Annotated in this window: 11 protein-coding genes; 1 reads left to right on the top strand and 10 read right to left on the bottom strand. The window is 62.8% G+C overall.

What is annotated here, in order from left to right; all coding sequences use genetic code 11:
• Positions 1-90: 90 nt before the first annotated feature.
• From NKI59_RS05635 to NKI59_RS05590, 10 genes are all read right to left on the bottom strand, one after another.
• The gene (locus tag NKI59_RS05635) at positions 91-2,118 is read right to left on the bottom strand and encodes a 5'-nucleotidase C-terminal domain-containing protein (RefSeq protein ID WP_352702878.1); all 2,028 of its coding nucleotides are present in this window, start codon (positions 2,116-2,118) and stop codon (positions 91-93) included.
• A 192-nt stretch (positions 2,119-2,310) separates the two neighbouring features.
• Positions 2,311-2,685: an outer membrane lipoprotein Omp10 gene (omp10, locus tag NKI59_RS05630; protein ID WP_023720183.1), complete on the bottom strand. Its 375-nt coding sequence runs from the start codon at positions 2,683-2,685 to the stop codon at positions 2,311-2,313.
• A 186-nt stretch (positions 2,686-2,871) separates the two neighbouring features.
• Complete coding sequence (locus NKI59_RS05625) at positions 2,872-4,317, bottom strand: homospermidine synthase (RefSeq protein ID WP_352576117.1); 1,446 nt, start codon at positions 4,315-4,317, stop codon at positions 2,872-2,874.
• Positions 4,318-4,439: 122 nt separating this feature from the next.
• Positions 4,440-5,678: a hypothetical protein gene (locus NKI59_RS05620; RefSeq protein WP_352702876.1), complete on the bottom strand. Its 1,239-nt coding sequence runs from the start codon at positions 5,676-5,678 to the stop codon at positions 4,440-4,442.
• On the bottom strand, positions 5,675-6,619 hold the full coding sequence (locus NKI59_RS05615) for a heme-dependent oxidative N-demethylase family protein (RefSeq protein ID WP_352702874.1): 945 nt from the start codon (positions 6,617-6,619) through the stop codon (positions 5,675-5,677). The genes NKI59_RS05620 and NKI59_RS05615 overlap by 4 nt, the downstream gene beginning before the upstream one ends.
• Positions 6,616-6,903 carry a YciI family protein gene (locus NKI59_RS05610; protein ID WP_352448216.1) on the bottom strand — a complete coding sequence of 96 codons (288 nt, stop codon included), beginning with the start codon at positions 6,901-6,903 and terminating at the stop codon, positions 6,616-6,618. The genes NKI59_RS05615 and NKI59_RS05610 overlap by 4 nt, the downstream gene beginning before the upstream one ends.
• 17 nt (positions 6,904-6,920) lie before the next feature.
• Positions 6,921-7,583, bottom strand: coding sequence for an aminotransferase class IV family protein (locus NKI59_RS05605; protein WP_352702871.1), 663 nt, complete (start codon positions 7,581-7,583; stop codon positions 6,921-6,923).
• A complete protein-coding gene (locus NKI59_RS05600; protein ID WP_352702869.1) occupies positions 7,532-8,677 on the bottom strand; it encodes an aminodeoxychorismate synthase component I in 1,146 nt (381 codons plus the stop codon). The genes NKI59_RS05605 and NKI59_RS05600 overlap by 52 nt, the downstream gene beginning before the upstream one ends.
• A 155-nt stretch (positions 8,678-8,832) precedes the next feature.
• Complete coding sequence (locus NKI59_RS05595; RefSeq protein ID WP_352702867.1) at positions 8,833-9,642, bottom strand: helix-hairpin-helix domain-containing protein; 810 nt, start codon at positions 9,640-9,642, stop codon at positions 8,833-8,835.
• A 391-nt stretch (positions 9,643-10,033) separates the two neighbouring features.
• Positions 10,034-11,869, bottom strand: coding sequence for a M3 family oligoendopeptidase (locus NKI59_RS05590; protein WP_352702865.1), 1,836 nt, complete (start codon positions 11,867-11,869; stop codon positions 10,034-10,036).
• 152 nt (positions 11,870-12,021) lie between these two features.
• On the opposite strand from NKI59_RS05590, the gene NKI59_RS05585 reads away from it, so the two are divergent.
• Positions 12,022-13,569, top strand: coding sequence for a sigma-54-dependent transcriptional regulator (locus tag NKI59_RS05585; RefSeq protein WP_352702863.1), 1,548 nt, complete (start codon positions 12,022-12,024; stop codon positions 13,567-13,569).
• Positions 13,570-13,614 lie beyond the last annotated feature (45 nt).

Raw genomic sequence — 13,614 nt, 5'->3', positions numbered from 1 at the left:
TTTCAAATGCTGCGTCTGGCCGCACCTTATCCCAGAAATGCAACACCCGCCCGGTCTGCCGGGCGGGTGCATTGCGTTCCTGCGGCCGGATTACTTCGAGGCCGCCGGGATCGTCAAGGTTGCGCCGACCGGAAGGCGGCGTGGCTCGTAGGCTCTGTTGGCATCGGAGATTATTTTCCACTTGGTGCCGTCGCCATAAGCCTTCACCGCGAGATCCCAATAGGTATCGCCGGCGACGATTACATGGCTGCTTTCGGCCGGTGCCGGCTCAGCCGGAGCAGGGGTCGCCGGAGCCGGTGTGGCCGGAGCCGCAGGTGCCGCCGGCTGGGCCGGCTCGGCGGGTGCGGGTGCCGGCGCTGTTTCAGCCGGGACGGCCGGCGGCGTCTTGGAAATGTCGCCGGAGCCGGCCGGCATTTCGGGCATTGCCGGCTCAACGGGCTTTGCCGGCGCAGCCTCAGCAGGTTTTGGCGGTTCGGCAGGGTTGGCAGGTTCTGCGGCCGGGGCCACGGTCGCGGCGATCTCGGTGATGCGGCCGTCGAGCTTCGGCGTATAGGGCCGGTGCGCGCCTAGGTAGTCGGCGACGACCTGTTCCAGCCCCGGGCCGTAATCATAGGCGTTCTTGGCCTTCTCGGCGAACACCTTGTAGCCGTCGCCGCCCTGGCGGACATAGTTGTTGGTGGCGACCAGGTAATCCTTGTCCGGCTTAATCGGCGTCCAGGCGCCGCCTTCCATGACCTCGACCGATTTGACGCGTCCGTTAGGCGGCGCCGATTTGTCGAACGCGTATTTCAGGCCGGCAACTTGCGGGAAGCGCCCGGCGCCGTCCTCGACCTGGCTGAGGCCGCTTTCGAGGCCGGCAACCAAATCCTTGCCGGAGATCTGGAAGGTCGCCAGAGTATTCTGAAACGGCAGGACGGTGAGAACCTCGCCCATGGTGACGGTGCCCTGGTCGATGGAGGCGCGCAAGCCGCCGCCATTCGAGATGACGATCTCGACACCTTGGCCCTTGACCCGGTCGAGGACGGCGTCGGAGACCAGATTGCCCATCTCGCATTCGCGGGCGCGGCAGTTTTCGCGACTGCCGTCGATCGCCTTGGTGGTCTCGGCGACTTCCTTGTTCTTCAAGGCCTCGATCGGCGCGCCGAGTTCCTTGATGCGGGCAAGCACGGCGAGGTCGGGCGTGATCGATTTGTCGAGATGGATGGGATCGCCGCTTGCCTCCTTGACGACGCCGTTGTCGTCGAACACGACCTTGAACTCGCCGAGATATTTCGAATAGGACGCCGCCTGCACGACCGGCACTTTGTAACCGTCCGGATTGTCGACCATCGTCGGATATGGGCCTTCCGCCTTGGGGTCGGTGTTGGACAGCAGCGAATGGCTGTGGCCGCCGACCACCACGTCGATGCCCGGGATCTTGGCGATCACGTCGCGCTCGCGCTTGTAGCCGATATGGGTGACCGCGATGATCTTGTTGACGCCCTCTCGCTTCAGTTTCTCGACCTCAGCGGTGATCGACTTGACGTCGTCTTCGATGGCAATGTTCGGGCCAGGGGTGGCAAGCTCCGGCGTGTCGTTGGTGACCGCGCCGACGATCCCGATCTTCTGGCCGCCGACCTCGACCACGATCGACGGCTTGACGCGGTCGCCGAGCTTGGATTGCGCATTGGCCTTCACATTGGCGCCGAGCACCGGAAACTGGATCATGTCGAGAAACGGCGCCAGCGCCGACTCGCCATCGTCGAACTCATGGTTGCCGAGAGCCTCGGCATCGAATTTCATCTGGTTGAGGAATTCGCCTTCGGTCTTGCCTTTGTAGGTCGTGTAGAAGAGCGAGCCCTGGAAATTGTCGCCGGCGCTGAGCAGCAGCACGTTCTGGCCTTCCAGCTTCTTGCGCTCCTGCGCGATCGCGGTGACCAGGCGGCCGGCGCCGCCGACGCATTCGCCCTTGGTCTCCTCCTCGGCCGAGCAGGTCGATTCGTACTTGTTGTTGCTCTCGATGCGGCTGTGCCAGTCATTGATGTGCAGGATGTTGAGCGTGTAGTCGGCAAAGGATACCCCTGCCGACAGGCCAAGCGCCGATGCCGACAGCGCGGCGATGGCAGCAATCTTCTTCATTCTCGTCTCCCGGATAACTTGACCAGAGGCGTTTAACGCTCTTGTTTGACTGGGATGTAACAGCCCTCTAGGGCCATGTTCACATCGCGTTTCAGTCGATGCAAGCGGAAATCGGCATCAGCTTTGCCGGCGTAAAAAGAAGACGGCGGCTTGAAGCCGCCGCCTTTTGCAAAGTCAATTCGGAATCGAATTTCAGGTGCGCCTGGTCAGCACAAAATTCTGCCCGCTCGCGCTGGTGCAATTGAGCTGGCTGGTGGAGACCATCAGGCAGTTGAAGCTGATCGGCGTCTGGCGGATCAGCGACGTGCCATGGATCTCGACCGAGGTGCCGCCGGTCATGGTGTAGCTGCCATCGGCAAGCTTCTGGCCGGTATCGGTGGCGACCGTCGCGAAGCTGCCGCCCTTGAAGGTCGACAAGCCCGTGCCCTGCGCGTCGATCCAGGAGCCTTCAACCCCCTTGGCCGTGATCACCGGCGGCTCGCCTGGGCCGGTTGTCGTGCAGGCCGCCAACGCGACCGTAGCGGCCGCGGCAATGCCAGCCGAAAGCAGTCTTTGCGCAATCGTCATTTTCAAGATCCTCTCCTCTCGCATCGGCCCAAAATCGATCCGATTTTCGGAAAGCACGATGCGCACATTCAAAGTGCTAGAGCGTACTTTGTGCGTCCAAATGGACGCACGTCGCTCTAGGCCGCCCCTCTTCAATCGCCCGATTTCCGGGCGATTGCAAGCTGGCGGAGTGTCGAGGCAACGCTGCTATCGAACGAGGATGTTGCGGAATTGCCACGGGTCTTTGGTGTCGAGATCCTCGGGAAACAGACCAGGCCGATTGTCGAGCGGCGTCCAGTCGGTATAATAGCTCCTGACCGGCCCGAGATATGGGTTCTGCACGTCGAGGCAGCGCTTGTAATCCATCTCGTCGGCTTCGACGATGCCGGCCTCGGGATTTTCCAGCGCCCAGACCATGCCGGCCAGCACCGCCGACGTGACCTGCATGCCGGTGGCGTTCTGATAGGGCGCCAGCTTGCGCGCCTCGGCCAGCGACAGCTGCGAGCCGTACCAGTAGGCGTTCTTGGCGTGGCCGTAGAGCAGCACGCCGAGTTCGTCGACGCCATCGACCAGTTCATTTTCGTCGAGCACGTGATGCACGGGCTGAGCCTTGCCGGCGACACCGAACATCTCGTGCAGCGACAGCACGGCGTCGTTGCAGGGATGATAGGCGTAATGGCAGGTCGGCCGGTATTGCACCTTGCCCTTCTTGCCGCGCAAGGTGAAAAAATCGGCGATCGAGATCGCTTCGTTGTGTGTCACCAGGAAACCGTATTGCGGGCCGGGCGTCGGACACCATGTGCGCACGCGTGTATTGGCGCCGGGCTGCTCCAGATAGATCGCGGCCTTCGAACCGTTCTTGTGGCTTTTGGCGTTCTTCGGCATCCACGCCTCATGCGTGCCCCAGCCGAGCTCGGCCGGCTGCAGCCCTTCCGAAATGAAGCCTTCGACCGACCAGGTGTTCCAGAACACGTTCATCGGCTTGGGCTTCTTGGTGCGCTGGGTGTCGCGCTCGGCGATATGGATGCCCTTGACGCCGGCCTTCTTCATCAGCCTGGCCCAGCCTTCGCGATCGTGCTGCGCGGGTTCCGAGAAGTCGAGGCCAAGATCTGTGGCGAGGTTGACCAGTGCCTGCTTGACGAACCACGAGACCATGCCGGGATTGGCGCCGCAGCACGAGATCGCCGTGGTGCCGCCCGGGTTCTTCGCGATTTCAGTACGTACGGTCTCGCGCAGCGCATAGTTGGTGCGTGAGGCGTTGTCGGCCTTCTCGTCGAAATAAAAGCCGAGCCAGGGTTCGACCACCGTGTCGATATAGAGGACGCCAAGCTTGCGGCAGAGCTTCATCAGCTCAAGCGAGGAAGTGTCGACCGACAGGTTGACGCAAAAGCCCTGGCCGCCGCCATTGGTCAAAAGTGGTGTCAGCAGCTTCTTGTAGTTCTTTTTGGTCACCGCATCCTGCATGAAGGTGATGCCGCGCTCGTCGAGCAATTTACGATCGGTGTCGCGCGGGTCGATGACCGTCATGCGCGACTTGTCGAATTTGAAATGGCGCTCGATCAGCGGCAGCGTTCCCCGTCCGATCGAGCCGAAGCCGATCATCACTACAGGGCCGGTGATCTCACCGTAAACGGGCCAGTTTTCGTTCGCCATTTATCGATTACTCCCTCAAAAAACGCTTCGGAACAGCGGCTTGGCCGCGGCGCGACAAACCATAGATCATTGTCACAATAAAGCGAAAAGCGGACGGCCGGCCTCACGCCGCGCCATCCCGGCTACGGCTCGACCAGTCTTGCGAATGCAGGCTTGAAGAGGTCACGTGCCTCGGAGACCGGTAGTTCCAGCAGATCGTCGGCACAGGCCTGGATGGCATGCGGCAGGGTCTGGAGCCCGAACACCAGTACCTGCTTGTCGCCCTCACGCCAGAGGCTGACCGCTAGATATTCGCCGATGAGATCGTCCATGCCGCATTCGGCTTCGTGATCGATATCGGTCTGATCGATCGGTTTCTTGCGCCGCTGCTTGACGAAGGAGGCCAGGGAAGGACCGGGCTTGCCATCCACCGTATCCGAGAAAATGTCCTGAAGGCCAAGCAGGACGCCGCGCCGCACATCCATGATGTAGGCGTCCGAATAGTTGGTCGGATGCGCTCCGCGGCAGAAGATGCTGCCGGACTCCCGCCAGCTCATCAGCCGCGACGTCAGCGAGGTCACTTCGAATGTGCTGTCCTCATAGCCGCCGAGCGTGCCGCCGTTCATACCGTCAATCGGCCCGCCTTCGTTGAAACCGGCATATTGCGCCGCCACGCAGCCCAGTGCGCCGATGTTTGCGCGCCAGTGCCTCTCTTGCAGCAGAGCATTCGCGGCCTCGATCGGAACGTCGCCGGACAGTTCGACAATGCGCGGCGTGGCAAACCTGGTGCGGGGGTCGACGACATAGCGGTAGGTTGCGTCCGGCCAACCAGTCGTCTTGCCGTTATCGAGCTGAGTGTCCATCCGCAGATAGTCATAAGGGGACGTTTCCATGGTGAGCGGCGTGTCATTGCCGAAGAACTTCATGAAGCTGAAATCGTAGAGATCGAGCGGGGTGCTGGGCTCGTTCCCGGTCACTTGCCGACTTGCGACCCGTTCCAATCTGAGCGGTAGCGCCCTCTTTCCGTTCCAGCTGCCTTCAAGGGTTTTGCCGTTACTGGATGAGGCCAGGCGCCAGACGGCGGCAATCGGCGCGGCCTTTCCGTCATCGCAATTATCGGCGCCGCATGCCTCCTCCTCGGCCAGTTCGAACTTGCTGCCCTTCTGCAACTTGGCCTGCAGCGGGATATCGACGCCCTTCGAGCGGTAGAAGTAGCGGCCGGCCAGCGGGCCGTCGGCGGTCGCGGGGTCGCCGGTGAATTCGACGACGATATCGCTTTTTCCAAGCTTGCCGGCATAAGTCACCGGCACCGCCTCAGCTGCTGTCGACAGTACCAGGATCGCGGCCATGAACGTGACCGGCCTGCTAAGATGCTGGATCATTGTTCCCCCAAAGCGATCATTTTCAGTGTTTCCACCAGCCGGTCACGGTCGGCGGTCATCCCCTTGTAGTCGAGTTGTGCCTCGTCCAGCGCCAGAAGTTGTTCGGCCAAGGACGCCGCGAGTGCCGCGCGGTCGCGGTGGCGCTCCAGCACGGCGAGCGGGTCGAGATGGATGCGGATGGTGAAGAGTACGTCGCCCGAAACGGGGAGCTTTCTCAGCGTTTGCCGCTCGACGCGGATAAAGGCATGGGCGTCGATGTCGCCATCCGGGAATCTCGACGGGCGACTGCTGGCGCGGTCGATGCGTTCGAGGTTGGAGAGCGGGTGGTAGAGTGCGTCGCCCGCCTGGATCGACCAGTTGTAGCGCTCGACGGCTTGGCCCTGGAGTCCGTCGAACATGCGGTTGATGAGCTCGGCCGGGCGTGTGCCTGGACCGAAACCCGGTACCGGTGCGTGGATCTGCTGCAGCGGCTTGCCGAATTTTTCGATCAGCGACCATGACGAGGGGAAGCAGAGCGAGCCGGCGGCCAGACGCCAGCCGCTGTCGTCGCGGCGCATCAGGATCAAATCCTCCTGGACGAGCAGCGAGGCGGCGATAAGCGGCGCATCGCTGAAAGAAGCTGGGGTGCCCGAGCCCTCGAGATTGTCGGTGCCGTCGATCACCTCGATCGCATTGTCGGTACGCCTGTGGGTCTCCGGAAAGTTCGCCGCCAGATGCGCACCGAGCAGATCGAGCACTTCGCGCTGGGCGTCGCGCGTTGCTTGCTCCTCGACAAAGACCTTGTCGGGAATTTCCGCGTAAAGCCGGCGTTTCTCGGCAAGGTAGGGCAGCAGATATTCGTCGACCTCGATCCAGCTATCGAGATTGAGCGGCTTCAGCCCGATGGTGAACAGTTTCGACGAGCCGTCATAGGGTGTGTGGGTCGGCGGGCGGAAACTCATGCCTCTTTGTAGGCTTCCAGTGCGGCGGCGGCCATTCTCGCCGTGAATTCGGTGATTTCGTAATCGGCGGCACCTGCCTTGGCGAAGGGATCGTCCGCCAGTCTGGCATCGAGCACCTCGCGTGGACCGCGCGCGATGATGATGCCGCCGGTCCTTGGCCGCTTTGGCCCGGAGGCGACAAAGATACCTTGCGCATAGCAGGCCTTCAGCCACTCGACATGTGCTTGCTGCAAGCGGTCGATCTCGGTCAGCGGCACCTTGTAGTTCAGCGAAACCACGAACATTGTTGTCTCCCGATGCTTCAGCCCAGCCGCGCCGGGATCAATCCGCGCAGCGAGTTGCCGACGAACAGCGCCTTGGCCGATTTCAGTTCGTTCCACGTGTAGACCGCTTCACCGGCGCGGCCTTGATCCAGCAGTTCGCCGCGCAGGACGCCAGGCAGCAGGCCGCAATCGAGCCGCGGCGTGGCCAGCACGCCGTCGCCGAAATCGGCAAAGACGTTGGTGATCGTGCCCTCGCAGATTTCGCCGCGCTCATTGGCGAGCAGCACCTCGTCGGCGCGGCTGGCGAGATATTCGGCGCGGGCGCGCGTATAGGGTTGTCGGCGGCTGGTCTTGTGACGCAGCAGCGTGTCGCTCGAATCAAGCCGCACCCGTGCCAGTTGAAGTGTCCAGACCTTGTCTGCGGCGAGCGGCTCGTAAGGCTGCGCCGAAACCGCGACTTCGCCCTTGCGCGACAGGACGAGGCGTGTGCGCAACGCGATCTGTTGGTGGCCGACCGCATTCATCAGCGCTTCGCCGACCCTTTGCGGATCGCAGGCGAAACCGAGTTCGCTTGCCGAGCCGTAAAGCCGCGCGAGATGGCGGTCGAAACGGAGGAAGCCAGAGCCGGGTTCCCAGCGCATTGTTTCGATCAGTTCGAAATCGGCAGTGTTCCCGTCGCGAAACGGGCTTTCAGCAGACACTCCTGGTACTCCTCTTCGGCTGTCGAATCGAAGACGACGCCACCGCCGACATTGTAGACCGCCTCGCCATTGGCAAAGAGCGAGATGGTGCGGATCGCCACGGAAAAGCGCATCCGGCCGCCGGGCGCGATCCAGCCTATGGCGCCGCAATAGACATCGCGCGGGCCACCTTCCAGCTCGCGCAGGATCTCCATAGCGCGGATCTTCGGTGCGCCGGTAATCGAGCCGCAGGGGAACAGCGCGGCGAAAATCTGGCGGATGGCGAGGCCGGGCAAGAGTTTCGCCCGCACACGGCTCACCATCTGGTGGACGGTCGGGTAGCTCTCGATGCGGAAAAGCTCCGGCACATCGAGCGTGCCAACCTCGCTGATCAGTGAAATGTCGTTGCGCAGGAGATCGACAATCATCCGGTTCTCGGCCTGGTTCTTCTCGTCGTTGCGCAAGAACGCTTTCAGGCGATCGTCCTCGGCTTTTGTTGCGCCGCGCGGCGCGGTGCCCTTCATCGGATGCGTCTCGATCATGCCTTCCGCGTCCACCTCGAAGAACAGTTCGGGCGAACGCGACAAGACGATCGGATCGCCGAGCGCGACCAGCGCCCCATACTTCACCGGCTGGCGTTCGGTCAGCGCGTTGAAGGCGACCAGCGGATCGCCCGACCATTGCGCATGGACCGGAAAGGTCAGATTGCCCTGGTAGCAGTCGCCCTTGCGGATGTGGTCATGCAGCCTGGCAAAGCGTTTGGCGTAGTCGTCCGAAGACCAGGCTGCCTTGGCGTCGAAGATTGGGCCGTTGCTAGCCGGCAGATCGCCTGGCGCGATCGTCTCCTCGACTGGCGCGTCGAACACGCCGAGGCAGAAAAGCGGGGCGCGGCGGCCGGCCGGCAGCAGCGGAACGAGCTTGGGTTCGAGCAGGTAACCGGCCTCGTAGGAGAAATAACCGGCCAGCCATTTGCCGCCGTCATGTGCAGCCTGCGCGGCTTCCAGCGCCGGCAAAAAGTCCGCCTCGCCATGCGCTGCGATTATCTCGGCCGGCCGGTCGAAAACGAGCTGCCGCGCGGTCTCGTCGTTCCTGAAAATTGCAAAGGGCAGGGACATAAGGCTCGGATGCTGCGGTCACCAGCGATCGATCTATATGGGGGCTCGACCGTGCGCAATCGAGGGAACGGCGTCTCAAGACGCAAAGGCGCGGCGGCAAAAACAAAAGCGGCGCCAGTGGGCGCCGCCTTGTTCCAGATGCCGCCTGCGATGGATCAGGTGTTGCTGGCTTCTCCCGCGGTCGGGAAGCGGCGCGCAAATTCCTTTTCGTCGCCGGCGGCAAGCAGTTTCGCCTGCTCGATCCAGCGTTCACGTTCGATACGGCCGTCGAAATTCAACGTCGCCTCGATCCGCTTGACATCGTCGGGTGTCCAGGCGGCGATCTGGGCATAGGTCGTGACCCCAAGCCCTTTGAGCAGCCGCTCGTTGGTCGGGCCGATGCCGATCAGGCGACGCAGATCGTTGGCTTTGCCTGCCGCGGTGGCTGTTGCCTTGCCGGTCGCGGCTTTCTTTGCAGATGGCGCGGCCTTGCTTGCCGCCGGCGCAGCCTTGCTTGCCGCTGGCGCGGTCGTCGGCGCGGCGCTCGCTTTCGATGCAGGCGGTTTCGGCGTTGCCGTTTTCGCGGCAGTTGCGCGTGGCGCGGTCGCGGCCTTCGCCGTTGCAGATTTCTTCGGCGCCGGTTTGGCTGGTGCGGATGTCGACATCAGCGTTGACGGCGCCTGCATCGCGGCTTTGGTCGCGCCGGTCTTGGCGGCTGGCGCCTTGGCTGTTGCCGCCTTCGCGGTTGGCGCCTGGGTGGTTTTCGCCTCGCCCAGCCGGCGTTCGAGATCGGCGCGGGCGCGGCCGCATGCATCCAACTCACCGGTCAGACGGTCGCTATCGGCCCGCAATCTGTCGCGTTCGCTGCGCGTGCGGTCTAGATCGCCGCGCAAACTGTCGAGTTCGCCACGCAGGCGTCCCCAAATGAACCAGCCAACCAACACACCTACCAGGAACGCCAGGAGCATGTAGAAAAAAGTGCCCATTGTCTTTCTCTCTCCAGTCCGATCCGTCCGCCCTGGCCTGTAGAGCCATGACCTCGGCGAAGGACCATTCGATGGTGGTTCCGCAATTTGCAGAACAGCCGGCTTCGATCGAGCCGTCGGCGACCGGTTTGCCCCTGGCCAACAGCCGTTGTCGCATCCGCCGACACGCCATGACCGGTCGGGATTTTCCGACCTGACCCATTCATGCCCGGCTGAGCTTGAGGGCGGACGCTATCATACAGCTTACGGGAATCTAACGGAAAACTTCCATGGAAAGTTATTTAAGAACAAATATCCAAGACAAGAATAGAACCATCGCCAATATGCATTGCAGCTAAACTGTTCTGGAAAACCCGGTCACCCGGTGTTGCGCATCACCCAGTGTTGCGCATCAATTGTCCAGTGCTTCCAGCTCGTCGATCAGTCCGCTGATCACGCCAAGCCCGATCTGCCAGAAGGCAGGGTCGGCCGCGTCGAGGCCGAACGGCGCCAGAAGCTCGGAATGATGCTTGGTGCCGCCGGCGCGCAGCATGGCAAAATATTTCTCCTGAAAGCCGCGCTCGGCGTTCTGGTAGACCGCGTAGAGCGAGTTCACCAGGCAATCGCCGAATGCGTAGGCATAGACGTAGAAAGGCGAGTGGATGAAGTGCGGGATATAGGTCCAGAAAATCTCGTATCCTTCGCGCAGCTTGATCGCCGGCCCGAGGCTTTCCGCCTGCACTTCCAACCAGAACTGGCCGAGCTTGTCGGAGGTCAGTTCGCCGCTCCTGCGCTCGGCATGCACTTTGCGCTCGAACTCGTAGAAGGCGATCTGGCGCACGACCGTGTTGATCATGTCCTCGACCTTCTGGGCGAGCATGGCCTTGCGTTCGCGCTTGTCGGTGGTCTGCTCGAGCAGCGAGCGGAAGGTCAGCATTTCGCCGAACACCGATGCGGTTTCGGCCAGCGTCAGCGGCGTCGACGCCATCAAGGCGCCCTGGCCGCCGGCCAGCACCTGGTGCACGCCGTGGCCGAGTTCGTGCGCCAGCGTCATCACGTCGCGCGGCTTGCCCATGTAGTTGAGCAGCACATAGGGATGCGCCGAAGGCACGGTCGGATGCGCGAAGGCGCCAGGCGACTTGCCGGGTCTCACCGGTGCATCGATCCAGTTGCGGTCGAAGAAAGTTCTGGCGATCTCCGCCATGTCGGGCGAAAAGCGCTGGTAGGCGGAAAGCACGGTGTTCTTGGCCTCGTCCCAGCCGATGACCGCCTGCGGGGTCTCCGGCAGGGGCGCATTGCGGTCCCAGTGGTTCATCACCTCCATGCCGAGCCAGCGCGCCTTCATCGCGTAATAGCGATGCGACAGGCGTGGATAGGCGTCGCGAACCGCGGCGGCGAGTGCATCCACCACGCTGCTTTGGACGCGGTTGGCGAGGTGGCGGGAATCGGCAATGTCCTCGAAGCCGCGCCAGCGGTCGGAAATCTCCTTGTCCTTGGCCAGCGTGTTGGTGACCAGCGTGAAGACGCGCAAATTCTTGCGGAAGGTCGTGGCCAGCGCCTCGGATGCCCGGCGGCGCACCTCGCCGTCGGCATCCTGAAGGCGATTGAGTGCCGGCTCCAGCGTCAGCTCCTCGCCGTCGACGTCGAAGCGCAAATCGGTCATCGTCTCGTCGAACAGGCGGTTCCAGGCCCCGCGCCCGGTGATCGATTTTTCATGGAAGAGCTGCTCGATGCGGTCTTCGAGCTGATAGGGCTTGTCCTTGCGCAGATCGAGCACCCAGGGCCGGTAATGGGCGAAGGCCGGATCGGCGGCGAGTGCGGTTTCGATCGCGCTATCGTCGATGAGATTCAGCTCGAGCGCGAAAAACAGCAGGTGCGCGCTGGCATCGGTCATCTTTTCCTGGATGTCGCCATAGAGCTTGGCGCGCTGCGGATCCGACGTGTTGCCGGCATAGACAAGCCCGGCATAGGAGACGATGCGGCCGATCAGCTCCTCCAGCGCTTCATAGGCCTGAAGCGCCTCGCCAAGCCTGCCGGCGCTGCCACGCCCGGCCTCGGCGGCGAGCGCGCCTTTCCAACGGCTCTCGAAGGCGATGGCATCGACGGCGGCCTTGGCGATGTCGCGCTTCAACTCGGGCGCTTCCATGCCCGAATAGAGATCGGCCAGATTCCATTCCGGCAGGTCGCCAAGCTCCGCCACGCCCTGACCGGGCGCCGCCGCCAGCTTTCGAGCAAAAACCATGCGCATTGCCGATCCTTCCAGACACAAAAATTCGAGGAAACGAGAAGCCGGTCAAATCCTAAGGAATTCATTCACCGGGTTTTTTGAAAGCTTATTTAGAACCCTGTGCCAAGATGATCCATAGGGCGCATTCTCGGGCGGGCACGGTCGGATCAGTCATGGCAGCTTCCATACTCATAGTCGATGACGATCCCGTGCAGCGCAGGCTTCTCGAGGCGGCGGTGACGAAATTCGGCCACACCGCGATCGTCGCCGATGGCGGCGAGGCGGGTCTCGAGTTTGTCGACGGACCCAATGCGCGCGACGTGTCGGTGGTCATCCTAGACCTTATGATGCCCGGGCTCGATGGCATCGGCGTGCTGAAGGCGATGCGCGAGCGTAGCATCCACATTCCCGTCATCGTGCAGACCGCGCAGGGCGGCATCGAAACCGTCGTTTCGGCAATGCGTCACGGCGCCTTCGACTTCGTCGTCAAGCCGGCCTCTCCCGACAGGCTGCAGGCGTCGATCGGCAACGCCCTCAAGGTCGAAGCGCTCGAAGGCGAAGTGAAGCGCTCGTCACGACAGCGTGGCGGCCATCTGACATTCAAGGACATGATCACCCACAGTCCGGCGATGGATCGGGTGATCCGGCTCGGCCGCAAGGCGGCGGCGTCCAACATTCCGATCCTGATCGAAGGTGAATCCGGCGTCGGCAAGGAACTGGTGGCGCGCGCCGTCCAGGGCAGCGGCGACCGCCGCTCGAAACCCTTCGTCACCGTCAATTGCGGCGCCATCCCCGACAATCTGGTCGAATCGATCCTGTTCGGGCACGAGAAGGGCTCGTTCACCGGCGCCACCGAAAAACATACCGGCAAGTTCGTCGAAGCGCACACCGGCACGCTGTTCCTTGACGAAATCGGCGACCTGCCGCTCGACGTGCAGGTCAAGCTGTTGCGCGCCGTACAGGACGGCGAGGTCGATCCGGTTGGCGGGCGCTCGGCCGTCAGGGTCGACATCAGGCTGATCTCGGCAACCCATCGCAACCTGCTGCAGCAGGTCAAGGACGGCAAGTTCCGCGAGGACCTGTTCTACCGGCTGAACGTCTATCCGATCTTCGTGCCGCCATTGCGCGACCGTCGCGACGACATCCCCTATCTGGTCGAGCACTTCATGGAGAAGGTGGCGCCCGCCGATCCGCGTCACCGCCTGCGGGGCATCTCGGCTGCGGCGCTTGCCATGCTGCAGGCCTATGACTGGCCGGGCAACATAAGGCAGCTCGAAAATGCCGTCTTCCGGGCTTCGGTGCTTGCCGACGGCGACATGCTGACCGAAGAAGAGTTCCCGCAGATCCGGGCGCAAATCGAGGGCACGGTCAATCTCGATGCGGGTATCGCCTTGCCAGCTCCAGGGTGGCCAGCTTCCGGAGTGGCTTCGGGCAGCCAGCCGCGCGACAACATATCCGCCGCTGGCGGCATCGCAGCCGCCGACGCCGATGCACCAGCCAAGCCTCGTTTCGGCACGCTGCGGGCGCTCGACGAGCGCGGCAATGTGCGTGCGCTGGCCGACGTCGAACTCGAAATGATCAAGCTCGCCATCGATCACTACAACGGCCAGATGAGCGAAGTCGCCCGCCGCCTCGGCATCGGCCGGTCGACGCTCTACCGCAAGCTCAAGGAATACGGCATCGACCCGGAAACCGGCCGCGTCGAACGGCTCGCTTCCTGAGTCACAGGGCCAGGCCGGTTCTCATCCGGACATCATTCCACGCAA

It is taken from the genome of Mesorhizobium sp. M0598 (genome assembly GCF_040320865.1).
Lineage (GTDB): Bacteria > Pseudomonadota > Alphaproteobacteria > Rhizobiales > Rhizobiaceae > Mesorhizobium.
Note: the sequence above shows the minus strand (reverse complement) of the source record. Positions and strands in the feature narration are given on the sequence as shown.